The sequence below is a fragment of the Janthinobacterium sp. SUN073 genome, assembly GCF_030397665.1.
Classification (GTDB): Bacteria; Pseudomonadota; Gammaproteobacteria; order Burkholderiales; family Burkholderiaceae_D; genus Janthinobacterium.
In genome coordinates, this window is sequence record NZ_JAPUBT010000008.1 from 78,000 (window position 1) to 103,107 (window position 25,108).

Genomic DNA, 25,108 nt, shown 5'->3' on the forward strand with positions numbered 1-25,108 from the left:
GAATGTCGTTAAGCCAGGCAATCGGCATGCTGGCGCAAGGCGCGCCGCGCGTAATAGGCGAAGGTCACGCTGTCGCGCCGCGCCGTGGAAATCCAGTCGTGCGCCTCGCGCGCCAGGGCTGGCGGCAGCGGCAAAATGGTGCCGGCAGCCATGGCCAGCAATTGCAGGCGGGCTGCCCGTTCCATGAGCAAGGCCAGCATGCACGCCTCTTCCACCGTGCGGCCCACCACCAGCTGGCCGTGATGGGCCAGCAGGATGGCGCGCTTGTCGCCCAGGGCGCTGGCGATGATCTCGCCCTCTTCATTTCCTACCGGCACGCCCGGCCACGAGGGCAGGAAGGCGCAATCGTCGAACAGAGGGCAGGTATCCATGTGCGACACGATCAGCGGCTGCTCCAGCATCGACAGCGCCGCCACGTGCGTGGGATGCGTGTGGATGATGCAGGCCACGTCCGGGCGCTGGCGGTAGATCCAGCTGTGAAAGCGGTTGGCCGGGTTGGGAATGCCCTCGCCGTGCACCACGCGCAGGTCGTGGTCGACCTCGATCAGGTTGCTGGCCGTGATTTCATCGAAGCCCAGGCCCAGCTGTTGCGTGTAAAACGTGCCGTCCTGACCGCCACGGCAACTGATCTGCCCTGCCAGGCCGGAATCATGCCCGCCATCGAACAGGATACGGCAGGACAGCGCCAGGGTTTGCAGCGCCGACCACGGGCTGTCCTGCGTGACGCTGGCCAGGCGCCGCTCGGCGATGGCCACCAGTGCGTCTTTCGATAAGCCCAGGCTGGCGCCCGGGGCGGCGACTTCATACGGAGTATTTTTCTGCATCGTCTTTCCTTCACTCATGCTGACTACGCTTCCCGGCATGCACGGCAGTGGCCGCGCAACCCAATCCAAGGAAACTAAGTGTATTTTAGGACACTTTGTGTCATGGGGTACAATAGTTTTTTTAAATCGACCGATGCAACCATGGCTATGCGTCTGAAACTGCTGAGAAAACACAAGGGCTGGACCCTGGAACAGCTGGCGGAAAAGAGTGGCTTGACGAAGAGTTACCTGTCCAAGGTGGAGCGAGGCCTGAGCGTTCCGTCCATCGCCGTGGCGCTGAAACTGTCGCACGCCATGCAGGTGGATGTGGAGCAGCTGTTCAGCGACAGCCACCGGCAGGCGGCCGTCACCATCACGCGCGCCGGCGATCCGGGCAGCGCGGGCGCGATGCCGCCGCTGCCGCATTTCGCCAGCATCGCGGCCGGCGTGGCACCGAAGAAAATGCTGCCCTTCATGGTGTATCCGGCGCCCGATTTCGTCGCCTCCGCCTTCAAGGAACATGCCGGCGAGGAATTCCTGTTCGTGCACCAGGGCACGATTGAAATCGAGTTTCCCCAGGAAACCGTGCAGTTGCACACGGGCGACTCCGTGTATTTCAACGCCCTGATTCCGCACCGCACGCGCAGCATCGGCGCACAGCAGGCGCAACTGCTGGTGATCGTCAGCAACGACGAAGACGCGGCCCCATAAAAGCGCTACCGCAACGCAAAAAGCCCGGAGCGATCCGGGCTTTTTGCGTTTCAAACAGTCAAAATCAGCGCGCCGGCTTCACCGGTTCGCGCTCGATCAAGACCGTGTTGACGCTGTCGGTCAGCCAGATCTGGCCATCCTGGATCGTGCATTGCAGCTGCATGTTGCGCTGCGCCAGCTTGCTCATGTCTTGCGCCGCCTCGGATGGCAGGTTGATCACGGTCAAGTTCTTTGCCCGTTCCAGCTTGTTGGCAATCTGCTTCCACCAGATGTGGCTGGTTGCGCCATAGCTGTAGACAATGACCTGTTCCGAACGGCCGCAAGCCTTCAGGATGCGCTTTTCGTCCGGCTGGCCCACTTCGATCCACAGCTGGATGGCGCCCGTCAAGTCCTTCTGCCACAGGTCCGGCTCTTCCGTGTCGAACAAGCCCTTGGTGAAGGTCAGCGCCTCGTCGGCGTGGATGGCGAACGCCAGCAGGCGCACCATCATGCGCTCGTCCGTTTCGGACGGGTGGCGCGCCAGGGTCAGCGCATGATCCTGGTAGTAATTGCGGTCCATGTCGGCGATCTGCAGATCGGCTTTGAAAATTGTTGCTTTGAGGGCCATCGTGTTTCTGTCTCGGTAAAGTGGATGTCAATATTGTACGGGCGGCGGTATCAGCGGAATACCACGGTCTTGTCGCCATTTTTCAGGATGCGGTGCTCGACGAACCATTTCACGGCGCGCGCCAGCACCACGCACTCGACGTCGCGGCCGATGGCCGTCAGGGTCTCGGCATCCATCGCATGATCGACGCGCTCGACATCCTGCTCGATGATCGGGCCTTCATCCAGGTCGCCCGTGACGAAATGGGCCGTCGCACCGATCAGCTTGACGCCGCGGTGGTGCGCCTGCGCATACGGCTTGGCGCCCTTGAAGCTGGGCAGGAAGGAATGGTGAATATTGATGGCGCGGCCGTCGAGCGCCTGGCACAGGCCGGGCGACAGGATTTGCATGTAGCGCGCCAGCACCACCAGGTCGATCTTGTGCGTGTCCATCAGCTCGATGATCTTCGCTTCCTGTGCCAGCTTGGCCGCTTCCGGCGCGCCGGCCGCCAGCGGCAAGTGGTGGAAGGGAATATTGTAGCTGGCCGCCAGCTGGTAGAACTCCATGTGGTTCGAGACGATGGCGGGAATTTCCACGTTCAGCAAGCCGCTCTTGTAGCGGAACAGCAAATCATTCAGGCAATGGCCGATCTTCGACACCATCAGCATGACGCGCGGCTTGACACGCGCATCGTGCAATTGGCCATGGAATTGGCCATTGAGCTGCATGACTTGCGACAGCTCGGCGAAATCGCTGCGCAACTGGGCGTCGCTGACGGCGCCGTCTTCCAGCGCGAAATGCACGCGCATGAAGAACAGCTGGGATTCCTGGTCGCCAAACTGGGCGGAATCGAGGATGTTGCAGCCGTGTTCGGCCAGGAAGCCGGACACGCGGTGCACGATGCCGCGCTGGTCCAGGCAGGACAGGGTCAGGATGTATTCGGGATGCGTCATGGTCGCGGAATAAGGCAAAAAATAGGGCTATGCTCGGCTCAGCCACGCGCGCCGGCCATCGGCTGCGCTGCCGCGAGCCGGCTATTGTCGCACGGCCGGGCCTGTAAACCTGCATTTTCCACACAAGCAGCGTGGCTGCCCTCAGCGGCAAGCTGATTGACGTTCCTTTGATCTGGCACAAAGTCATCGCTTTTTTCAGGCGCCCAGACGCCATTCTCGCGCCAAACCGGCACCTGGCGTGGAACCTGGCACGCCGTCCGGCGTCTATCTCTTTGCTTGTTTCAGCACACGTCGCATCCGGTACACCGGGTGTTTCTCGGACCAGATTTTCATTGAGGTAGAACATGTTCACCAACAGTATCCCCCCCAGTCTCAGCCCCGCCCTGAAGTCCCACCTGGAGGCCCAGTGCAATTTCGCCACAGAACTATCGCGCAAGCTGTTCGATACGGCGCAGCAACTGAGCGAGCTGCATCTGCGGCTGGCGCAAGACTTGCTGCAGGAATGGAGCAGCGCCAGCCAGCAACTGCTGTGCGCACACGACACGGGCGAGTTCATGTCGCTGGCCGCCGCCCAGTTGCAGCCGGGCAGCAACAAGCTGCGCCAGTACCAGCAGCAACTCGGCAACCTGGTCGCCAACGCCAATGTCGAGATGAACCGCACGGCAGAGAACCACCTGCCCGAAGCGAGCCGCACGGCCGTGGCCTTCGCCGACGAAGTGGTGCGCAAGACGGCCGAAGAAACAGAAAAAGCCACGCAGCGCCAGCGTGACATGATCGAAAAAATGCATGCCATTGGCCACCGCGATGGCGCGGGCCATGGCCGCGAGACCGGCAGGCAATCCGATCAGGCGCATTGAACAGTGACCCCACCCGACAGCAAGGAGAGCGACATGGCTAACAGTAATGAGCAGGGCAAAGGCGCTGGCAGCAGCCAGAAAGCCGGTGAAGCGGGCAGCAGCAAAGGCACGAGCAAGCGCGGCTTTGCCGCCATGAACGAGGAGCAGCAACGCGAAATTGCCAGCAAGGGCGGCCAGGCAGCCCATCAAAAGGGTACTGCGCATGAGTTCGACTCGGAAGAAGCACGCCGGGCCGGGCAGAAAGGCGGTGAAGCCGTCAGCCGCAATCGCGAACACATGGCGGAAATCGGCCGCAAGGGCGGCGAAAGCCGGCAATCGGCCCAGCGCGCCAATGAAAGCCGCGGCGGCACGACGGCACGCGGCGGCAACGCCGAGCAACAACAGTCGAAGGCTAGCCGGCAGGGCAACAAGGACGAAGACGACAAGGGCTGACCTGGCTGACCTGGCACCGACGGCACGGGGCGGCCCTGGCAGCCCCGTACCGGGGCTGATGCAGCGCGGGGCGCGGCGGTATGGTACATTCTCGCCTTACCCCCCACCCCGCCCTTCCCCGCATGCAGCCATCCCTGAAATACCTGAGCGCCTATTCCGAACAAACGCAAGCGCAAGTGCACCAACTGATCGCGCAGGACAAGCTGGGCGAAGTCCTGTTAAAACGCTACCCGAATGCGCACGATGTGCGCAACGACAAGGCGTTGTACCAGTACGTGCAAGACTTGAAGAATGAATTCCTGCGCAATGCCGAACCCATCAACAAAGTGGCGTTCGACAGCAAGATCCACGTGATCCAGCATGCGCTGGGCTTGCATACGTCGATCTCGCGCGTGCAGGGCGGCAAGCTCAAGGCCAAGCATGAAATCCGCGTGGCCACCATGTTCAAGGAAGTGCCGCTGGAGTTCCTGCGCATGATCGCCGTGCACGAACTGGCGCATGTAAAAGAAAAGCAACATGACAAGCCGTTCTACAAGCTGTGCACGTATATGGAACCGCAATACCACCAGTACGAATTCGACGTGCGCCTGTACCTGACCCAGCTCGACCTGTCGGGCCAGCGCCTGTGGTCGTGACGCGCGGCGCTCAAGCACTTTCCAGGGCCTAGGGCGCGCACTCCTTCAGGCGTTGCACCAGCGCTGCGGGATCGGCGTCGGCATTGAGGAAGGCCGCGTGCTGCGGGCGGATGAAGCCCTGTTCCTTGCCGTTTTGCACGAAAGCAATCAAGCCGTCATAAAACCCGTCGACATTAAGCAAGCCGATGGGCTTGGCGTGCAAGCCCAGCTGGGCCCAGGTGAGCATCTCGAACAGCTCTTCCAGGGTGCCATAGCCGCCGGGCATGGCGATGAAGGCGTCGGACAGGCTGGCCATCATCGCCTTACGCTCATGCATGTCCTTCACGATAAACTGGCGCGTCAAGCCCATGTGGCCCACTTCGCGTTCGACCAGCTGAGTGGGAATCACGCCCGTCACCTCGCCGCCCAGGCGCAGCACTTCATCGGCGATCACGCCCATCAGGCCGACCTTGCCGCCGCCATACACGAGCGAGATATTTTCCGCCACCAGCACGCGCGCCAGTTCGCGCGCCGCCACCGCATAGTCGGGCGAGACGCCCGCGTTGGCGCCACAGTACACACATAAAGCCTTGATCACAGTAGTCCCTACCCTTTCAATTCATCGATCGCCGCCTCGACCTCGAGGCGTTCCTTGGCGTCCAGTGCCACGCACTCGGCCGCCTTTTCATACAGGGCCAGCGCTTCCGCCAGCTTTTTCTTTCCGTCAAGCATGTTCAAGGCGCGCGCATACTCGCTGTGCGCCAGCGCCGAATACGGCGTCAGGGCAAGCGCCGTCTTGAAGTGCTGATAGCCATCTTCCTTGTTGGCGCCGTAGGTCAGGCTGCCGATCATGGCGCCGACCTTGTCGATAATTTCCGTATGATAAATCCCAAACGCGATATGCGCTTCCGCATGCATGGGCGCCACCGTCATCGTGCGGTCCAGGCTGTTGCGCACGCGCGCGCCCATGCCCTGCGCCAGGGCCTTGACGACGGAGGTGCCCAGCGCGTAGCGGCCCAGGCTATAGGCATGCCAGTAGTAGCCGGCCGGGTTGTCCGGCTGTTCGCTCTGCTGGCGCTCGCAGCGCTCCGCCACTTCTTCGTACATGTCGAGTTTCTGGCGGTCGTCCACTTCCAGGTGCGTGGCATAGATGCAGGTCGCCTTGTGCGCCACCGCATAGCCGGGCACGCCGACAGCCAGGCCCAGCTTCACCGCGCGTTCGAAATCGCCCGCGTGGAAGGCCAGCCAGGCTTGCACCAGCGCCGGATGCGTGGGAAACGGTTCCACATCGCCCGCATGCAGGCGCGCCCAAGCCGCTTCCAGGGTCTGCGGCGTGTAGACATAGGCTGCGTCCGGATAGGGAAATTGTTTCCAAGCCATATATCTCTCCTGTAAATGACGACGTGGCGCCAGCAGCCGCGTCAGTCGTTCTTGAGTTTGGTCACATACTCTTCCGACAGTTTGCGAAACAGCAAATGCGTTTCATTGCGCAAATACGGGCCGATCAGGGACAACACCTGGTAGCAGCCGCGTGCCAGCGCATCGGACATCGATTGCTGCTCGCTGTACTTGCGCGGGTTGCGCACATATTCGTACGACAGCCAGTAGGTGGCGACGACCACCATATTCGTCGCCATCGCGGCCACTTCCATGTCCGACGCTTCCAAAGACTGTTCGCTGCGCAAATCTTCGCACAGCTGCGTGGCCACCTTGATCTTGTGCGCCAGGATCAGCTTGAAGTGCAGTTCCAGCTTGCGGTTGCGCGACAGCAAATCGTTGAGGTCGCGATAGAAAAAACGGTAGCGCCAGATCAGTTCGAACATCAGGTGCAAATACAGCCAGACATCCTCGATATTCGAGCGGCGCCCGTCAGGCACGGTCAGGATGCGTTCGATTTCCGCCTCGAACTGGACGAAGATCGAGTTGACGATGTCATCCTTGTTACGGAAGTGGTAATACAGGTTTCCCGGCGAAATATTCATCTCTTCCGCAATCACGGTCGTCGTGATATTCGGCTCACCAAACTCATTGAACAGGCGCAGCGACAACTCCAGGATGCGTTCGCGGGTACGGCGTGGTGCTTTTTGTAGCATGGCGGGCAATCTCTCTGTGTTCTGCCTCAAGCATACCACCTAAGATAGCCGTAATGAAACACTGCGCCCCACGGCGCCGGCGAAAAACGCAGGCAAAAAAAAGCCTGCGCGAGCAGGCTGGAGGAATGCTGCGCCAGCTCAGGCCGGCGGCGCTTTTTTCTTCGCCGCCACTCTCGCGGCGGGTTTGCTCACAGCTTTGCTCACTGGCTTGCTCACTGGCTTGGCCGCGGCCCTGGCCGGGGTCTTGGCGACGCTCGCCTTCGGTGCGGCTTTCGGTGCGGCTTTCGGCGCCGCCTTCACGGCGGGCTTGGCCACGGCCTTCGGCTTGGGCGCCGGCGCGGCCTTGCCCGACAGCGCCGCCACCTGCAAGCTCAAGGCATCGATCTTGGCATGCAGCGCGGCGATATCGTTTTGCATCGGCACGCCGATGGTGGCCAGGGCGCGCGCCACGCGCTCTTCAAACACCTGTTCCAGCTTGTCCCAGGAGCCGCTGGCCTGCTTGCCCACGCCATCGGCCAGTTTGCTGACGCTGTCGCCGACATCGGCCACCTTGTCTTCGGCGCGCTTCTGGAATTGCGTGCCTTCCTTGACCAGCTTGGAAAACACGCGCCCGCCCTCTTCCTGCGCCTTGGCGAAGGCACCGAGGCCCGCTTGCCAGATCTGCTGCGCGGACGAGCGCACGGTGCTCGCCAACTCCTTGTCTTCCGTCAATTCCTTCAATTTCTTCACCATCGCCCGCTCCCGTCATATGAAAGGCCATGCCACTTCATGGATGCTTTTTATTCTAGTGAGCAAAACTAGAGACGGGAGTCTAATTCGATACAAAGCGGCTTCTCAACGTGAGCCAGCGCACACAGCGGCCTGCCCGGCAAGCTCAGGCGGCCGCTTTCACCGGGCCATGCAGCAGCGTGTGCAGGCGGAAGCCTTCGCGGATGTTCTCGCGCAGCACGGCGCCTTTCCACGGCTTGGTATAGAAGCGGTCGACGGCGCCACGGTTGATGGCCGCCATGATGGGCGTCAGGTCGGCAAAAGCCGACAGCATGATGCGGAACGTATCGGGGCACAGGTGCTTGACACGCTCCATGAATTCGGTGCCGCTCATGAGCGGCATGCACTGGTCGCACAGAATCACCTGCACCTTGTGGCGCGCCAGGATGTCGAAGCCCTCGGCGGCGGTCTGCGCCGTCAGGATGCGGTAGCCGTCCTGCGCCAGGAAGTCGCTGAGCACGTCGAGCATGAAGACATCGTCGTCGACGATCAGCAAGGTTTGCTGCTCTTCGCTGCCCGCATCCTGCGGCGCCTGCAGCAGCTTGCCCGCCATCAGCATCTGCTCGAATTCTTCCTGTGGCACGGGGCGGCTGAAATAATAGCCCTGCATCTCGTCGCAGCCGTGGCGCCGCAAATAAGCCAGCTGCGCATCGCTTTCCACGCCTTCGGCGATCACTTCCAGCTTCATGCTGTGCGCCATGCTGATGATGGCCAGCACGATGGCCGCGTCGTCCGGATTGCTGGTCACTTCGCGCACGAAGGCGATGTCGATCTTCAGCTTGTCGATGGGGAAGCGCTTCAGGTAGGCCAGGCTGGAATAGCCGGTGCCGAAATCGTCGATGGAAATCTGGATGCCCAGCGCCTTCAGGTTGCGCAGCACGGCGATGGTTTCCTCCGCATTCGACATCAGCGAGCTTTCCGTCAGCTCCAGTTCCAGCAGGTCGGGCGCGATATCGTGCTTGCTGATCGCCTTGAGCACCTCTTCTTCCAGGCCGCCGACGAAAAACTGGATGCCCGACACATTCACCGACAGGTGCACGGGGCCGATGCTGCTGGCGCCCCATTCGCTGATCTTCTTGCAGGCTTCGTCCAGCACCCAGTTACCGACGCGCACGATCAGTCCCGTTTCTTCCAGCAGGGGGATGAACAGGGCCGGCGAAACCATGCCGTGGCCGGGGCGGCGCCAGCGGATCAGCGCCTCGGCGCCGCTGATGCGCCCCGAGATGATATTCACCTTGGGCTGGAAGAACAGCACGAATTCCTCGTTGTCGATGGCACGCCGCAGGGCATTTTCCATGTCCAGCCGCGCCATCGATTGCGCGTTCATTTCCGCCGTGAAGAAGCGGAAGGCATCGCGCCCGGCCTCCTTGGCGCGGTACATGGCCGTGTCGGCATACTGAATCAGGGTATCGGCATCGACGCCGTCTTCGGGGAACACGGAAATGCCGATGCTGACCGTCACCGTCACCTCGTGGCCCTGCAAGTCGAAGGGCTTGCGCATCGCTTCGCGGATCTTCTCGACCACGCCCACGGCATGCTGGACGCCTTCTGGCAGCACCAGGATGGTGGCAAATTCATCGCCGCCAAAGCGGCCGATGGTATCGCGCACGCGCAGGCAATCGACCAGGCGGCTGGAAAACTGGCGCAGCAGGTCGTCGCCGATGGTGTGGCCCAGGGTATCGTTGATATTCTTGAAGCGGTCGATGTCCATGAACAGCACGGCCACGGCCCACTGGTGTTCGGCCGCCTGGGACAGCGAATGGGTCAGCGAGGCGTAAAACTGGCTGCGGTTCGGCAAGCCCGTCAAGGTATCGAAATGGGCCAGCTTCATCAGGCGCTGCTCGGCATCCTTGCGCTCGGTGATGTCGCGCGCCACGGCCACCAGAATCCAGCTCTGCCCCGAGCGCAGGGTACGCCGCTGCACTTCCACCGACAGCGGCGAGCCATCCTTGCGCTGCAGCTGCAATTCCGTCATCGGGCCGCCCTGGTCGCCAGCCAGCAGCTTGTTGTACAGTTCTTCCAGCTGGGTCTCGCCCTCGTTCGCGCGCCCCGGCCCCACGCGCAGGAAATCCTCGCGCTCAAAGCCCAGCATGCGGCAGGCAGTCTGGTTGACGTCGACGAAGCACATGCCGGCGCGGTCGACGAGGAAAATCGCGTCGGCCGTGGCATCCATCGCCAGGCGGAAGCGGCGCAAGTCTTCATCGAGACGGATGCGCGCCGCCATGTCCAGGGTCAGCTGCTCGTGGTGGCGCTTGATCTCGTCGTATAGCAGCAGGTTGTCGTAGGCGACGGCGATCTGCGCCGCCACCGTGGCGGCGACCCGTTCGTCGACTTCGGAAAATTCATTCGCCCCCAGCTTGTCGACCAGGTACAGCCAGCCGTGGCTGCGTTCGCGCGAGGCGATGGCCACGCCCAGGAAGGAGTGCACGGGCGGGTGCGTGTCGGGCAAGCCCAGCGCGCCGGGGTCGCCCTTCAAGCCATTGACACGGTAGGGCTGGCGCTGTTCCAGCAAGCGGTTCAGGATGCCCGTGCGCGGCGCGCTGGCAATGCGCTCCAGGTCTTTCTCGGCGCCGCAGGAGGAAAAATAACTGAGCTTTTCGGCGCCCTCTTCCAGCACGCCGATGCAGGCATACTTGGAGACGCAGATATTCTGCGCCACCTTGCAGCCCGCCTCGATCAAGGCGCGCGGATCGCGTTCGGCGCCCAGCTCGATGCCCAGCTCGATCAGGGCCGTCAGGCGCAGGCTCACCGCCTGCAGGCTCGACAAAGAGCGCGACAGGCGCTCCGTCATGATGCCCAGGTCTTCGGGCATGGCGGCATGGCCTTCGCGCTGGCTGGCCAGCTGCGAAATCTGCTGGCTGCTGGACTCGACTTCGTCGAGATAGCCGCTGACCTGATGATCGATGGCGGCCAGCTTGCCAGTGGCGGAAAGGGCCGCGGCACCGCCAGCGCCCGGCACAACGGGCGCCTGGGCGGCCGCCGGCATCAGTCCCAGCGCCTCGTTGACCGTACGCACGATGACTTCGGGGTCGGACGGCTTGGGCAACACCCAGCGCACGCCGCATGCCTGCGCCAGCAAAATCGCTTCCTGCTCGCGGTAGGTGGCCGTATAAAAGATGATGGGCACGTCGATCAGCGCGGGATCGGCATGCACGCGCGTGACGAATTCGTAGCCGTCCATGTTCGGCATGAGGATGTCGGAGATGATCAGGTCCGGCCGCTCGGTGCGCAATATTTCCAGCGCGTCGGCGCCATTGGCCGCCTCCAGCAGACGGTGGCCGCCGTAGCCCAGCAGTGCGGTCAGGAATTCGCGGTTCAGCACATGATCGTCGACGATCAGGATGGTAGCTATGTCGTTTTTAACTGGCGTCGACGGCGCCCCGGGTAAAAAAGATTCCAGCTCCGCCACGAACAGGTCCGGCTCGATCGGCTTGCCGATATAGCCATTGAAACCCGCTTCGAGCAGGCGTTCGCGGTCACCCACCATGGCCAGCGCCGTCACGGCCAGGGCCGGGATCTTGCGCAGCAGCGGGTCTTTCTTCAGCTCGGCCACCACGCCATAGCCATCGAGCTTGGGCAAATGCACGTCGCAGATGATCAAGTCCGGCAATTCGCTGCGCGCCATGCGCACGCCCTCTTCGCCGTCATAGGCGGCCAGCGGCGTGTACCCAAAGGCACGTAACAGGTACACCATCAATTCCATATTGGTGGCGTTATCTTCGATAATCAGGATACGTGCGGACAATTAGCACCCCCCATGAAAACGGCATAGTCTCATTTTTTGCCTGCACCCATCTTTCCGCTTGCGCGGCAACATGCTAATCCTACAACATCCTGCCATGCATCCCCGCAAATATCTCGCATGCGGATCGCTGTGGCGCGGCGCATACGGCCTCGGCAATCATTGCTGGCCGTCACCTTCGTGATGCTAGCTTAATACAGTACGCCAGTGGAAAACAGCATTTTCTGGGCCTGTACCTGTTAAACCTGGGCAACAGCAGAGTCAAAAGAGACAGTCTTGCCATGCTGATAAAACACAACAGGATTCAGGAAAAATGGGGGCTGGACGGGGGCTGGGCGACTTCGTACTTGATAGTGATTTCCGCTAACAGCTGGCGCAGTACGCGCGCATCGCTGGCCAGCGCCACGTGGCCGATGCCGCCGAAGGCAATATTGCGCGCGCCGGGCAAGTGCGCGGACGTTTGCGGCGCGACAATATTATCGTGATGCGAGTACATCGACGTGATCAGTGCGCGCGTTTCCGGCGTCTCGCTGGCGGCCAGCTGCGCCAGCCAGCCGCTGGGTGCGCCACCGATACGACTCATCTGGCGCGCATTCGCGCCCGCCGCCAGGTTGGCCAGCGCCGTGCCGTGGTGCGGCGTGCCGATGGTGATGATGCGCGCCACGCGGGCCGCGCCGTAATGGCGCAGCCAGGCACGCGCCACCAGGCCACCCATGCTGTGCGCGACGAGAATGACGCGGTCGCTGCCCGTGCGGGCGCAAAGCTCGGTGACGGCTTGCTCGACCTGCGGCACGAAGTCCTCAATGTTGGCATCGATCGGCTCCAGGTCGATCGCCTTGTGCACGATGCCCGCCCGCGCCAGCTGGCGGCTCAGCTGCGTCCAGTAGCCGCGGTTGCACACATAGCCGTGCACCAGCAGCACCGGCAAGCCCTGGCCTGATGGGATCATGTCGGCCACATGCAGGCGCGGACGCAGCATGCCCCATGACGACGTCCACAGGGTGGCGCGCAGCTCGCCGAAAAACAGCCGCGCGGCGCCCAGGGCACCCAGCTGGTATGGCGCCGGCACGGGGCTGCCCAGGCGCCGGCTTTCCCAAAAGTTGCGCGCCACGATCAGCGCGCGCACGGCCAGCAGCATGGCGCCCGCCAGCAGCACGGCCATGGCCGGCGAGGCGACGCCCCACGCCTGCATCGCCAGATACGCCACGCCCAGCACGGCCAGCACTTGCAGCAGCATCAGCCACTTGAGGATGCGCGCGATCATGCGGCGGCCGGGGCGGCGACAGGCATGGGCACGGGGGCCGGCTTGCCCGTCAACTCCCGCGCCAGGCCGCTGGCCAGGCGCGCCGCCAGTGCATACAGCGTCAGTTGCGGATTGGCGCCGATCGAGGTGGGGAACAGCGAACCGTCGTGCACGGACAGGTTGCGCACGCCGTGGTAGCGGCCATCGGACCCCGTCACGCCCAGACGCACATCGTCCGACATGGCGCAGCCGCCCATCACGTGGGCCGACACCACCCTGGTCAACAGCGCCTTCATCGGCAAATCGCCGATGGCCTGCTTCGCCTGCGCCCAGCTGGTGTAGTGGCGGGCCAGCTCGTGTACGGGATACACGCTGTTCGCGCCGGCGGCGAACTGGATTTCCGCCATCGACAGCAGCGCGCGCCGCGCGCCATCCCAGATGAAGGGCGTGATCGGATAGTCGAGCACGGGCGCACCGAAGCTGTCGATGGAGACGCTGCCGCCCGCCGAGTCGTGGTGAAAGCCGTCGCGCAGCAGCGCCAGCAAGCCGTGCACATGGGGAAATTCGCGCATCGTGCGCGCATGTTCATCGCCGAAGCCGCCCATGGTGGTGGCCATCAGCAGCGGGTGCAAAGGCGGCGCTTCAAGCTTGTAGCCGATGGGGCCATCGATGGGCGCCAGGTGCAGGAAATGGTCGGAATAAATCGTTTGCGGCGCGCCCGCATAGGCATCGACGCGCTGGGGGAACAGGCCGGCCGAGATCACCGTCGGATGCAAAAAGGTGCGCTGCCCCAGCAAGCCGTGCGGGTCGGGCGCCTGCGAGCGCAGCAGCAGTGCCGGCGAATTGATGGCGCCGCCGGCCAGCACAAAGTGTTTGGCGCGCAGCGTGAGGCGCACGCCCGTCGGCACTTGCCCGGCGGCGTCCAGCGCCGTCACCTGCAAGCTGTCGATGCGCTCGCCCTTGAAGCTGAAACGCTCGGCGCGCGCATGCACGAGCAGGCCCGCGCCCAGCGCCAGCGCCGAGGGGATCGTCGTCACCAGCATCGACTGCTTGGCGTTCGTCGGACAGCCCATGCCGCAGTAGCCGAGGTTCCAGCAGCCGTTCACATTGCGCCGGATGGCGGCCGTGGGGATGCCCAGCGCCGTGGCGCCGCGGCGCAATAAATCGTTGTTTTCATTCGGCGGCACGATCCAGTCGCTCACGTGCAGGCGTTTTTCCATCATGGCGAACCACGGCGCCATGGCGTCCACCGAATAGCCGGACAAACCGAAATGCTGGCGCCAGTATTCCAGCGTGCCGGGCGGCGTGCGAAAACTCGAGGTCCAGTTGACGGTGGTCGAACCGCCCACCGTGCGCCCCTGCAGGATGTTGATGGCCTTGTCGCGCGTCTTGCGCGCGGCCGATTCCTGGTACAGGGCAGGATAAGCGTCCGCTTCGCGCATCTTGAAGTCTTTCGAGGACTTCAAGCCGCCCTCCTCGACGATCAGCACTTTCAAGCCGGCCAGCGCGAGGATTTCCGCCGTCACGCCGCCACCGGCGCCGCTGCCGATGACGACGACATCGGCCTCGAAGCTGCGGTCGGCGGCCAGGGTGCTGGCGTCGGTGACGTTCCAGCCACTGGCCACGCCGATGGCGATGGGGTCGGGAATGGGGGATGTACTCATGGATGCTCTCTTAACTCAGCTCGGGCAGCGGTCCCGGATAGCCGATAGTGGCCCAATGGGCGGCATCGGCGTACCAGGCGCCGAGGATCAGGTCGTGCAGGGCCAGGTAGACCGTCTGCAGGGTGGCCAGGCGGTGCGTGCGCCACGACTGCAGAAAGGCGGCCACCTGGGCAGGGTCGGCTTCGCGCCAGCCATCTTTTACGCCGGCGACGAAGCGCCGCGCGGGCGCCAGCGCCAGCAAGCCAAACAAATCCTGCACTTCCTGCTGCGCCGCCAGGGGCAAGCCATGGATGGCCGTGTCCACGCCGGCGATGGCGCCGTCGAGGGCCTTGCTGCGCGCATCGCCCCCGTGCGGCAAGGCCTCGCCCAGCATGGCCGGCACGATGGCCACCAGCGCCGCGCGCGCCGCGCCATCGAGCACGAAGCGGCCAGGCGCCAACGGCCCCCGCAGCGCGCGGTAGGCGGCGCCGCCGGCGGCCAGCGCGCAGGCGCCCAGCACGCCCAGTTTCAGAAACGATCTGCGTTGCAATCCCATGTGTCCCCTTGTTTTGTACGGCCTTTTGCAAGCCAGTGTACGCCAAAGGCAGGGGGCGTTTGAACGCAAAAACTAGAGCGGCGCGTCTAGTTTGCGCGACTGGAAGCACAGCAGCGGCATGGCCAGCAGCGCCGCCAGCGCGCCGCCGATGGCGATGCTGGGCAAGCCGAAGGCGACGATCAGCGCGCCGCCCAGCGCGCCTCCAAAGGCCGTGCCCGCATTGAAGGCGGCGATATTCAGGCCCGCCGCCACGGCGTCGCTGCCCGGGCAATGCCGTTGTGCCAGGAGCAAGAGGAGCATGGTCGACAGGGTCACGAGGGCAAAGAACAGCATGCCCAAAGTGCCGCACAGGGCCAGCATGGCAAAGGGATGCGTGCGCAGCACATAGAACCCCAGCAGATTACACGCCAGCGCGGCCAGGGCCAGCATGGTGGCGCGCAGCGCGTGGGGGCGATCCGCGCACCAGCCGCCCAGCAGATTGCCGCCGATGGCGCACGCGCCAAAGCACAGCATGGCGGCACTCAGCCAGCCCGCATCGAGTCCGCCCAGTTGCAGCAGGAAGGGAGAAACATACGTGAAAAAACTGAAGGTGGCCACGCTGACCAGCGCCGCCACGCCAGCCGCCAGCAGCAGGTGCAGCTGCAGGATGGCGCACAGGCTGGCCAACGGCGATGCGGCAACAGCCTGCTGGCGCGCGGCCGGCATGGCGCAGCGCAAGCCGGCGCCGCCGCACAGGGCCAGCACGCCGATGGCGGCAAACACCCAGCGCCACGACGAGACGGCGCCCAGCCACGTCCCCAGCGGCACGCCGCCGGCCAGCGCCAGGGTCAGGCCCAGCCAGACGATGGATAGCGCCCTGCCCGCGCGGGACGGGTCGACCAGGCTGGTGGCCGCATGCGAAGCCACCGCCATGAACACCCCATGCGCGAGTCCGACGGCAAAGCGCACACCCAGCAGCGCGCCCAGTGCCGGCGCGGCCGCCATCGCCACGCTGCCGGCCGCCAGCACGAGCATGGTGGCCACCAGGATCTGGCGCGTGGGGCGGCGCGCCAGCATGGCCGTCAGCACGGGCGCGCCGATGGCCGCCCCCAGCGCATACGCGGCGATGGCGCCGCCGGTCGCCGCCACGCTGGCGTGCAGGTCGCGCGCCATGGGCGACAGCAAGCCGGCGGCGATGAATTCGCACAAGCCGAAGGCAAAGCTGCACAGCGACAGCCAATAAATAGAGGGAGGCAGCGCACGGTTGCGCGATGAAACGATGGACATGGCAATTCCCGACAATCAAAAACGCCATGCTGGCCCCTGGGCCGTCATCTGTAAAATATCTTATTTATCTTGAAACGAGACGCTTAACGTCTCATTTTAAGTCTCATTGAGTGGCGGACAGCCGCAGCTGCGCCAGCAGCCGCTCGCGCACGGGAGACGTGCGCTGCGGGTCCCACGCCATGTACAGGTCGAGCTGGCGCAGCGGCGCGGGCGCGCTGCTTGCCAGCGGCAGCATGACCACGCCCGCTGGCGCGCAGGCGCCCAGGCTGGCCGGCAGCAGGGCCACGCCGAATCCGGCCGCCACCAGTCCCAGCACCGTTTGCAAGCGGCGCGCCTGCTGCACCACGTGCGGCACGAAGCCCGCATGCAGGCACAGGCTGGCCAGCTGATCATGAAAACCCTGGCCCAGCGCGCGCGGCGAGGCGACGAAATCGTCATCGGCCAGGTCCGCCAGATCCACCCTTGCCTGGCCCGCACAACGGTGATCGGATGGCAGCGCCACGACGATGTCTTCACCGGACAGGCGCTCGATGCGCAAGCCCGGCGTGCTGCGCCCCGGCGCGCGCAGCAGGGCGATATCGACCTCGCCTTTTTCCAGCCACTCGACCTGCTGCTGCGTCGACGCTTCGCGCAAGGTGAATTGCACGGCGGGCGAGGCGGCGCGAAACGCGCGCAAGGCGTCCAGCACGTGGACGTACGGCGTGATGTGGATGAAACTGAGGCGCAAGTGCCCGTCGATGCCCTGCGCCACACGCCGCGTGGCCGCCACGCCCTCTTCCAGGCTGGCCAGCACCTGGCGCGCCGTGGCCAGGAAAGCATCGCCCGCCGGCGTCAGGCTGACCTTGCGATTGGTGCGCTCGAATACGGGGTAGCCCAGCAAGTCTTCCAGCCGCAAGATCGCCTGCGACAGGGGCGGCTGCGCCATGTGCAGCCGTTCGGCCGCGCGCCGGAAGTGCAGTTCCTCGGCGACGGCGATGAACTGGCGCAGCAGCCGCGTCTCGATCATGGCGCCTTTTTCGCCACCGCCAGGATATGGCGCGCGATGCCGCGCAGGATGTTGACTTCTTCCGTCTCCAGTCCCGTGCGCGAAAACAGGCGTTTCAAGCGCGGCATCAGCTTTTTCGGGTTGTCGGCATCGAGGAAATCGATGGCCACCAGCGCCTGCTGCAAGTGATCGTACATGCCGTCGACCTGCGCCAGGCTGGCGGCGTCGCCATGGAAACCGACGGGACTGGCGAGCTGTCCATCGCCGAGGGCCGCCACGCGGCATTCATAAGCGACGACCTGCGCCGCCTGCGACAGATTCAGCGACGAATACGCAGGATTGGCGGGAATGTTGATCAGCACGTTGCACTGCTCGACGATCTCGTTGGGCAAGCCGAAGCGCTCGTTGCCGAAGATGACGGCAGCGTGCAAGTCTTCGCTGGCGGCCAGTTGGCTGGCGATGGCGCGCGGGGCGGTCACGGGCGGCGAAAATTCGCGCAATCTGGCCGAGACGGCGGCCGCGTAATTGCAGCCTTCGAGCGCCTCGGCGATCGAGCCGACGATGCGCACGCCCGACAAAATATCCTGCGCGCCGCTGGCGAAGGCCACCGCTTCCGCATCCGTCAAGGCATCGGGAAAACGGGGGTTGACCAGCACCAGATCGGAAAAACCCATCGTTTTCATGGCGCGCGCGACGCCGCCAATATTGCCAGGACGACTAGTTTCGACAAGAATAAATCGCAGGCGTTTGAAAAGAGACGTGTTGATTTCGGGCAGATTCATTTAAATGGCTAATTGTGCAGTATCGATAAACAAGGAATTACAGCGAAATTACCCCTACGCTGCCCCACAAGCCTGAATTTTAACCTGTACTGACATCCGAAGACGCAATTCTCAAAAATCGCATTTAATTGTCTTTTTATCAATTTCTTCTTGATCTTCTATACACCTGAACGCATCCTGCCTGACCTCTGCAATACTGTTTTTGCACACGCTCCAGGACGCTGTTTTGCGCATTTTTTGCACACCGCGCCATAGGAGAATTTGCGCATTTTTTGCACAGTGCCAGTATTGCATTAACTCGGGATTTAAAAATGTCATTAGTGCAACGCAAGGGAATTTGGCAATGGCGGAAGATGATCGATGGAGTAATGCTGAATCGCTCGACTAAAACGGATGATAAGGCCTTGGCGACCAAGATCGCTCGTAAGTGGGACCACGAAGCCGTTCAGCAAATTAAGGTGCTTGGTGAACGCCCTGTCACGCTGTATGACGCAATCGACGGTTTTTTGGCTGTTCGCAAGCACACAAGGGGTTATGGCGTTGCCGAGCAACAAATGCGGCATTGGAAAAAACTATTGCCTGATGGCCCAATGAAGTCGATACAGAAGCACCAAGTTCAGGCCGCAGTACATGAGATGATCACGCTTGGCCGGGCAACAAACACAGTCGCGCTATTCATCACGTACTGGAATGCGCTCGTCAACTACTGCGTGCAGAAACGCCTATCACCTGGACCTAAATTAGACCGTATCAAGCCAGCTTTAACGCGCTTCCGAGTGATCACACTTGCTGAAGAAACTGCAATCCTGGCCGAGCTTTCCCCCGACATCAAATACATAGGCAAAAACGCGAACACAGACAGATGTCGGCAGGACAACCACGATATCATCGTTTGCCTGTCGCACCTGGCTGCTCGCATTTCCGAAGCCAGCAACTTACTGTGGTCAGACATCGATTTCGACCGGAACACAATCTTGGTGCGTCGCCTCAAAAACGGCAACAATACTCTCGCTCTGATGTCCAAAGCATTACGGGCCGTCATGGAACGTCGCTACCCAGCGCGAACCAACAACTTCGTATTCCCGACTAAATGCGGCGACAAAAACGGCCTGTCGTCTTGGCTGAGAGACTTGGTAAAACGTGCTGGCATATCGGAAGAAGGTGGCAAGATCACCAGTCATACGTTTCGACATACGACTGCAACTCGCCTACTCCGTTCAGGCATGGATATTACGATGGTGCAAAAGTTTCTGGGCCACAAGCAAATCAGCAGCACGATGGTATATCTGCATTCTCAGCCGAGCGAAGTAGCCAGCAAAGCGCTGGCAGTTTTCAACAGCGCTTGAACGATCAGCATGCGTGACGTTGTACGCACAGCCAGCATCACGCTTTTCGTTTGCAAACCCACCTAACCGTGCCAACACGTGCAGTCAAACCACTACGCCAGTAATCCGGCACGGAATCTGGACTAACCTCCATGAACAGAGTGACGTGGCTTGAACCACGTCAACCCAACCTTGCCAATTGTCTATTGAGCCGACAACTTTTCAGCGCTGCCTGCATTTTCAGCCTTACTATTGTCATGCTTCGCTGAGTTCTGACGTTCAACCATTAGGCCTATTCATATTCTGCGAGATTAGCAGTTTATTCCTCAGCCTCGACAATAAAGATGGAATCTGCACGATCTCGCAATAATCTTTCTCGGCATTAACTCTCAATACAATAGGGGATAATTGACACAGTGCCATACCTTCTTGGTTTTTCGCTTCATGTGCCTCTTGGTAGTTATTCGGGATTGATTCCAAGTCAGCAGGAAGTGATTCTTCAATAATTCGTGATGAAGTACCTGCAATCTTGATTCGATAACCAGTTGAGACAAAGACGTGCTCCTGAAGGGACTCAACATCAATTACCTGATCTGTACGCCATCCGTCGTGCTCCAAAAAGAACTTAACCCCTGATTTAATCAAGTAAAAACGTACTGCATCCAGAACAAGGCGCTCCAGATCAAAGTAACGCCCCCACTTGCGCTTGCTATTCAAAGCCAGCTTACGTCCATTCTCGTTCTTGACAGTGTACATGGACTCGCTTTCGATGACTTTCCAGCAGCGCTTGATGTCATCTTTCAACAGCATCAAGCGAGTATCATTCTTCAATGCATTGACTCTCTCGTAGTTCTCATCAAGTAGTTGGAACAGAGCGAAATCCTTGTTAGCGCCCAGCTTTGCGCCACAAAACATGGCATTTACCAGAGCCTTAACCTTCTTGGCTTGTTTGTCGTCGTTGTAGTCGTAACCGGCCACTTCAGCGACATGCTTGCGGAATGCTCGCGGGTCAGCAAGGAACTCTTGAATGCCATGCGGCCACTCATCAAACCCTAGTTGCTGTGCGTGTTGAAGAATCAACGTAGGTGCACAAGCCTGAATGTCATAATCGAAGCTCAACCCTTCTTTTTTCCAGACATAGGCTTTGGCGTCCTTTTTCAGATTCTGGAGTGGATGCCACAGGCGGGCACACTGCTTTTCTTCATACTGGAAGTCTTTGCTGTCGAACTCCTTCTTGTGCACGTCGCGTGCCCAGGCATGTATCAGCTCCATGTCATGCAGTGATTTTCCCTTTCCTTCCTTCTGCATGGGCGCAGCTGCGTTTGCATCCTCGATACCAAGCAGCATGCCGCTTACCTCATCCCAACCAGACTGATTGAGTGAATATTCCTTGCACTTGCCGCCATCAACACCGAAATAGTAGAAGTTATCCTGACAGATTAAAAGCTTTGCGCGTAACCAAGCTCCAAGCTCATTCTGCTGCTGCCCCAGATTGACATCAATCCAATTCTTTGCCATTTCTCGCGGCTCTGACCGAACACAGCCAGCAGCCCAACCAAGGGCTTTTTTGACACGTTTACGGATACGCGGATTATCGAAATTGGGGATATATTGGCCGGTTCTCGTCCGACTCTTGTTATTATTCATTATTAGCTCCTGAAGCCTGACCAAAGGCTTTCTTATATTTAATCTGGATGGTACGAAGAGATTGCCAATAGATCAATATAAAAAAAGGGCCAAGTCAACTTGGCCCTCGTGGTCATGTAGCAGCAAATAAAGAATACAGGCGTCACCTGCTAGATATTTATTTCTTTTGCTTTATCTATCTTCTTTCAATTTACCAAGACAACCAACGACTCAATCAGAATTCTTTGACGATTCTTGGCGAATCGTTTCCTTTGCTTGGTAGTCCAACATTATTATCCAAACATTCTTTCGGAATCATTCAAACTACTTCTTGATGGACAATTCGATTAAATAAATGCCTTCAATTAAAGAATAACCATTATCTAATCTTACCCTATTGTATTGAAAGTAATTAGATAGATAGTCATGAAGAAGTCGCCTGTCATTCGGCAACTTGTCGGTTCATGCGATATGTTCGGCACAATAATGCCATTGCTTTATTATCAAGTCCGTCGGGTCGGATATCCGTTAACTATCATCTATATCGTGACTGTGCACCGGCAACGACCACGCGGATACAGTTGGCTATAATGTTTACCATCCCATAACACCGAAGAAATGAGAAACGCATGAGCGAAGCACAGAAGATTGGAGCATTTGATTTGGCGTCGGAATCTATCGACGAAGCTACAGACGCCATACTGGCAAGGCTTGCGCATGTGTACTGCATACTTCAGCCGGAAAAAACGAGCGCTGACTTTTGGACCGACGTTATGACGCCAATTGCTGCTGCCACTCCAGACAGCCCACCATCCATCGGCCTCGACATCTACGCCGAACACTCCGAGCAAACTTACGAGATATTCCTACGATTGATTCTGAGGGTCATAGATCACGTTGCAGAAGCAACGACAGCAGATGAGCAGCACACCCAGGTCAATGCGTGGGCACAAATCGCCAATGCCATGTACCAGTTGGGGATGCTAGAGAACTCGTTGGTGTTGGAGCCGGCCGTAGGCCAGATCATTGCGCACCGCAATTCTGATCGAGCTGCCGTAGCGGCAAAAGGCCGTAGCGGAAAATATGACCCACTCCGCAAGCTAGCAGGAGAGTTGGCGGTGAAAAAGCCATTTACCAGTCGGCGCCAAGCAGCCTTGAGCATGAAGGCCGAAATATTAGCGGCGGCAAAGGATCTCGGCATATCGCTGTCTGAACTCCAAGCCGAACGGACTATCACTGGTTGGCTAGAAAGTATGACGTTTGCTAAGAAAACGCAAACTCTAACGTAGCAAACGCCAACGTCAGCACTGACAACGCTGGCGTCGGCATAGCGGACGGGCTATATCTCGACATTCCTTTTAATTAAAGTTCAGTTATCCGATCAGACGGTCGGGATTAAACAAAAACTCAAATTAAAAGGAAAATATGTCTATCAACGACTCCATCAAATCCGGCTACATCAATCCGAACCTTACCGTTGTAGTAGATAATGTAAGCAATCCGAATGGAGTATCACTAGATAAAACGAAAAATATTAATATTTTAGCAAACACATCCATTCCAAGTTATCCTATTGTTGTCGTTAGCCCATCAAGCCAGATTATTACAGCGACTTTTAACTATTCCACAATCGATACAAGCAAGCCGGAGAAAATATCGAATAGCATTCTTGTGATGGATGCGGTGGTTTATGAATTTCTTTCTGATCTTGAAAAAATCTCTGAAGCGGGAAAATCCGCCGAAAAAGAAAAAACTAATTTCACAAAAAAAGTACAATCCCGGGCCGTTCATGATTTGGCTAAAATTATTGGAATTCACGACAAATACTTTAAAAATGTCGCCGCACATCAAACTTACATCCTGATGCAAGAGCTGCGTAAAAAAATCGGAATAGCAGAAAATAAGAAAACAACAGCCTTTCATTTATTATCTCGCCAATATCGTGGCAATGATACTAGACAGGCTTCCGCTGATGCTAAGATTTTAAATTATGCTTATGAATTAAAGAAAGATGAGCACACATTCGCGCAATGGATTTTTGATTGCGGAGGACTAAATGCGGCGAAGGAAAAAAGTATTGGATACGAAAAAGAGCAAGCGAAAAAAAATGACCCAAATCCATATAAGGCTCCCAGTGTAGCGAAGCAAAAAGCTTTATTTAATGCCATGGAAAAGTCTGTACAAAATATTGCAAAGGCACAACAGACGACAGACGTTTTTTCGATTAAAAAAAGCGAATTGCCAGATATGTTTAGCACACTGCGCCCCTATGGCGGCAGCAACTGGCGCGTGTTTGCGGTAAATGTTGAAGAAGGCGAGGATGCTGAAGGCTATGCAGAGACGGTACTGCACTTTCATGCTTTCCATAACAAAGTTCCAGATCATGGGCGTCTCTACAAAGGTACACGCCTTGATGCTTCAGGTACCAGCGACAGTGCGTGGCCAGAATGGATGCTAGAGAAAAAAGCTGACTGAAAAAAGAAGGGACGTAGGCTAATAAGTTATCGGGTCGGCCGATAACTTCTAACCGCAATCGGCATAGGCGACACGAGATCGATGCCTGACTGCAAAAACAGGTCAGGCTAGTAGCACACCTCACCCAAGCTAGAAAAAGCGCTGGCGTGACGAACTCGTCAATCCTTGGCGTGGCTCAACACAAGCCAGCTAGTCCATCGCTACTGTGACCACAAAGACAACAAAAATCCAGTTGAACAACATTTTTATTGCCATTTGGAAATTCACGGCACCCATTCTGCTATAATTTTTATAGCGTTTTATTCCGAGCAAATTTTCTGCCTCGAAGCAAGCGTGCCAACGATTGTGTCAAGCTAACGACAACAATCACAACAATTAACAAGTCGGAGAACAAATGAGATTTAAGCATGGATATAGTCTAATTTTTGGAACGATGATCACACTAGCTCTGGTTGGATGCGGTGGCGGCGGTACTGCGTTGCCATCAACCACACCAGTACCACCGGTTGTTGTCACACCCCCACCAGCTCTACCTCCTATCGCAGTCAAGTCATCATCGTATGCAAATGCCAAGGATATGAACATTGATCCGCAAACGTATCCGAAGCTGGCGCAAAACAATGAACTTATTACCTCTGGCGTCGCGTTTGCCGACTTTTTCCAAGAAGGCAAGATGTCTATGGTTGCCTTTAGCAACGTGTTCGCTGGTGCTAACGGATTCGGTTCACTCGTTCCTGGTAAGGTTTACTTCTTCCAGAAAGACGCGAATGGTGCCTGGACGGACAAGACCGCTAGGGTATTAGATGACACCACCGGATGTCTTTCTCCGCGCAAAGTAATCGTCGCCGACTTTAACGGTGACGGTAAACCAGACGTGTTTGCTGCTTGTCATGGTATCGACGGGGAAATACCAGTTGGTGGTAAGTTTGGTGAACATCCAAGGATGTTACTGAGTCAGGTCAATGGCACTTATAAGAACGTTGACATGGGGTTTGACTGTTACTGCCACGGTGCTTCGGCTGCTGAAATGAACACCAAGGGTTATGCCGATATAGTCGTAACTGACTCAGCTATCCATGGTCAGCCGTTCTTTCTGATCAACAACAAGAATGGCACGTTCACTGCTGACTACCGCCGGATGCCTCCATCCACCGAAAAGAACAGTTTGACTTGCGCTATTAGCTGCCCTCTGCAAATTTATAGCGTAGAGCTAATCGACTTTGATAATGCCGGAAAATTTGACCTGTGGCTCGGCGGCACCAACGATAAATCGATCGCTAGCTTTGCGCCGTCAATCTTCAAGAACCCTGGCAACAACGATTTTAGCAACGCAGCGGTGACAATTCTGCCTAGCGTGGTCGGGTATCCACTGGTCTTGTCACTAGACATTGTATTCGTGAATGACACGATTTATATGTCGATGGTGGACCAGAACTACGAAACCTTCGGCATCCAAAAAATTGATTACAAAACATTGTCAAGTAAGTTGGTATATAACCATACAGGTCGATTCCCGAACAACTACTTGTGGGTTGACTGGGTAATGCCACGGAACAACAAGATCGTGTCCTTAGATTCAACCTTTGGGCTAGGAATTAACGACTAAATCCTCGATTTAAAAGTAGCCCTGCAAACGGGGCTTCCTACA

Annotated in this window: 23 protein-coding genes; 8 read left to right on the plus strand and 15 right to left on the minus strand. The window is 58.9% G+C overall.

What is annotated here, in order from left to right:
- Positions 1–8: 8 nt before the first annotated feature.
- Positions 9–824 (minus strand): aldolase, encoded by an 816-nt coding sequence (locus tag O0882_RS20475; protein WP_289950943.1) that lies wholly within the window; start codon positions 822–824, stop codon positions 9–11.
- A gap of 141 nt (positions 825–965) precedes the next feature.
- On the opposite strand from O0882_RS20475, the gene O0882_RS20480 reads away from it, so the two are divergent.
- On the plus strand, positions 966–1,514 hold the full coding sequence (locus O0882_RS20480; protein ID WP_289950945.1) for an XRE family transcriptional regulator: 549 nt from the start codon (positions 966–968) through the stop codon (positions 1,512–1,514).
- A 64-nt stretch (positions 1,515–1,578) separates the two neighbouring features.
- Here O0882_RS20480 and O0882_RS20485 read toward each other — a convergent pair whose 3' ends face one another.
- Both O0882_RS20485 and purU read right to left on the minus strand, forming a co-directional pair.
- Positions 1,579–2,121: a YaeQ family protein gene (locus O0882_RS20485; protein ID WP_071078577.1), complete on the minus strand. Its 543-nt coding sequence runs from the start codon at positions 2,119–2,121 to the stop codon at positions 1,579–1,581.
- Between the two features lie 50 nt (positions 2,122–2,171).
- On the minus strand, positions 2,172–3,053 hold the full coding sequence (gene purU, locus O0882_RS20490; RefSeq protein WP_116743699.1) for a formyltetrahydrofolate deformylase: 882 nt from the start codon (positions 3,051–3,053) through the stop codon (positions 2,172–2,174).
- Positions 3,054–3,397: 344 nt separating this feature from the next.
- Between purU and O0882_RS20495 the strand changes: the two genes are divergently transcribed.
- The 3 genes from O0882_RS20495 to O0882_RS20505 all read left to right on the plus strand — a co-directional run bounded on the left by O0882_RS20495 (position 3,398) and on the right by O0882_RS20505 (position 4,977).
- Positions 3,398–3,910: a phasin family protein gene (locus O0882_RS20495; RefSeq protein ID WP_289950951.1), complete on the plus strand. Its 513-nt coding sequence runs from the start codon at positions 3,398–3,400 to the stop codon at positions 3,908–3,910.
- Positions 3,911–3,943: 33 nt separating this feature from the next.
- Positions 3,944–4,342, plus strand: coding sequence for a KGG domain-containing protein (locus tag O0882_RS20500; protein WP_289950953.1), 399 nt, complete (start codon positions 3,944–3,946; stop codon positions 4,340–4,342).
- Positions 4,343–4,464: 122 nt separating this feature from the next.
- Positions 4,465–4,977, plus strand: coding sequence for a YgjP-like metallopeptidase domain-containing protein (locus tag O0882_RS20505; protein WP_289950955.1), 513 nt, complete (start codon positions 4,465–4,467; stop codon positions 4,975–4,977).
- Between the two features lie 28 nt (positions 4,978–5,005).
- On the opposite strand, the gene O0882_RS20510 is transcribed toward O0882_RS20505, so the two are convergent.
- The 11 genes from O0882_RS20510 to O0882_RS20560 form a co-directional block, all read right to left on the minus strand.
- Complete coding sequence (locus O0882_RS20510; protein WP_289951239.1) at positions 5,006–5,551, minus strand: TIGR00730 family Rossman fold protein; 546 nt, start codon at positions 5,549–5,551, stop codon at positions 5,006–5,008.
- Between the two features lie 11 nt (positions 5,552–5,562).
- Complete coding sequence (locus O0882_RS20515; protein WP_289950957.1) at positions 5,563–6,336, minus strand: hypothetical protein; 774 nt, start codon at positions 6,334–6,336, stop codon at positions 5,563–5,565.
- A gap of 41 nt (positions 6,337–6,377) precedes the next feature.
- The gene (locus O0882_RS20520; protein ID WP_034758777.1) at positions 6,378–7,049 is read right to left on the minus strand and encodes a TetR/AcrR family transcriptional regulator; all 672 of its coding nucleotides are present in this window, start codon (positions 7,047–7,049) and stop codon (positions 6,378–6,380) included.
- 138 nt (positions 7,050–7,187) lie between these two features.
- Complete coding sequence (locus O0882_RS20525; protein WP_289950959.1) at positions 7,188–7,781, minus strand: phasin family protein; 594 nt, start codon at positions 7,779–7,781, stop codon at positions 7,188–7,190.
- A 142-nt stretch (positions 7,782–7,923) separates the two neighbouring features.
- On the minus strand, positions 7,924–11,562 hold the full coding sequence (locus tag O0882_RS20530) for an EAL domain-containing protein (RefSeq protein ID WP_289950961.1): 3,639 nt from the start codon (positions 11,560–11,562) through the stop codon (positions 7,924–7,926).
- Between the two features lie 301 nt (positions 11,563–11,863).
- Positions 11,864–12,823, minus strand: coding sequence for an alpha/beta fold hydrolase (locus O0882_RS20535; protein ID WP_289950963.1), 960 nt, complete (start codon positions 12,821–12,823; stop codon positions 11,864–11,866).
- Positions 12,820–14,466 carry a GMC family oxidoreductase gene (locus O0882_RS20540; RefSeq protein ID WP_289950965.1) on the minus strand — a complete coding sequence of 549 codons (1,647 nt, stop codon included), beginning with the start codon at positions 14,464–14,466 and terminating at the stop codon, positions 12,820–12,822. Before O0882_RS20540 ends, O0882_RS20535 begins: the two co-directional genes overlap by 4 nt.
- 10 nt (positions 14,467–14,476) lie before the next feature.
- Positions 14,477–15,001 carry a hypothetical protein gene (locus O0882_RS20545; protein WP_289950966.1) on the minus strand — a complete coding sequence of 175 codons (525 nt, stop codon included), beginning with the start codon at positions 14,999–15,001 and terminating at the stop codon, positions 14,477–14,479.
- Positions 15,002–15,073: 72 nt separating this feature from the next.
- Complete coding sequence (locus O0882_RS20550; RefSeq protein WP_289950968.1) at positions 15,074–16,267, minus strand: MFS transporter; 1,194 nt, start codon at positions 16,265–16,267, stop codon at positions 15,074–15,076.
- A gap of 103 nt (positions 16,268–16,370) precedes the next feature.
- Positions 16,371–17,273 (minus strand): LysR substrate-binding domain-containing protein, encoded by a 903-nt coding sequence (locus tag O0882_RS20555; protein WP_289950970.1) that lies wholly within the window; start codon positions 17,271–17,273, stop codon positions 16,371–16,373.
- Positions 17,270–18,034 (minus strand): RNA methyltransferase, encoded by a 765-nt coding sequence (locus tag O0882_RS20560; protein WP_289950971.1) that lies wholly within the window; start codon positions 18,032–18,034, stop codon positions 17,270–17,272. The genes O0882_RS20555 and O0882_RS20560 overlap by 4 nt, the downstream gene beginning before the upstream one ends.
- Before the next feature lie 311 nt (positions 18,035–18,345).
- Here O0882_RS20560 and O0882_RS20565 point away from each other — a divergent pair, with 311 nt between their 5' ends.
- Entirely contained in the window at positions 18,346–19,380 is a 1,035-nt protein-coding gene (locus O0882_RS20565) for a tyrosine-type recombinase/integrase (protein WP_289950972.1), read from the plus strand.
- Positions 19,381–19,638: 258 nt separating this feature from the next.
- On the opposite strand, the gene O0882_RS20570 is transcribed toward O0882_RS20565, so the two are convergent.
- Complete coding sequence (locus O0882_RS20570) at positions 19,639–21,006, minus strand: hypothetical protein (RefSeq protein ID WP_289950974.1); 1,368 nt, start codon at positions 21,004–21,006, stop codon at positions 19,639–19,641.
- Between the two features lie 608 nt (positions 21,007–21,614).
- On the opposite strand from O0882_RS20570, the gene O0882_RS20575 reads away from it, so the two are divergent.
- The 3 genes from O0882_RS20575 to O0882_RS20585 all read left to right on the plus strand — a co-directional run bounded on the left by O0882_RS20575 (position 21,615) and on the right by O0882_RS20585 (position 25,066).
- Positions 21,615–22,274 (plus strand): hypothetical protein, encoded by a 660-nt coding sequence (locus O0882_RS20575; RefSeq protein WP_289950976.1) that lies wholly within the window; start codon positions 21,615–21,617, stop codon positions 22,272–22,274.
- 136 nt (positions 22,275–22,410) lie between these two features.
- Positions 22,411–23,460, plus strand: a complete 1,050-nt coding sequence (locus O0882_RS20580) for a hypothetical protein (RefSeq protein WP_289950977.1) — start codon at positions 22,411–22,413, stop codon at positions 23,458–23,460.
- A 394-nt stretch (positions 23,461–23,854) separates the two neighbouring features.
- A complete protein-coding gene (locus tag O0882_RS20585; protein WP_289950978.1) occupies positions 23,855–25,066 on the plus strand; it encodes a VCBS repeat-containing protein in 1,212 nt (403 codons plus the stop codon).
- Positions 25,067–25,108: the final 42 nt, after the last annotated feature.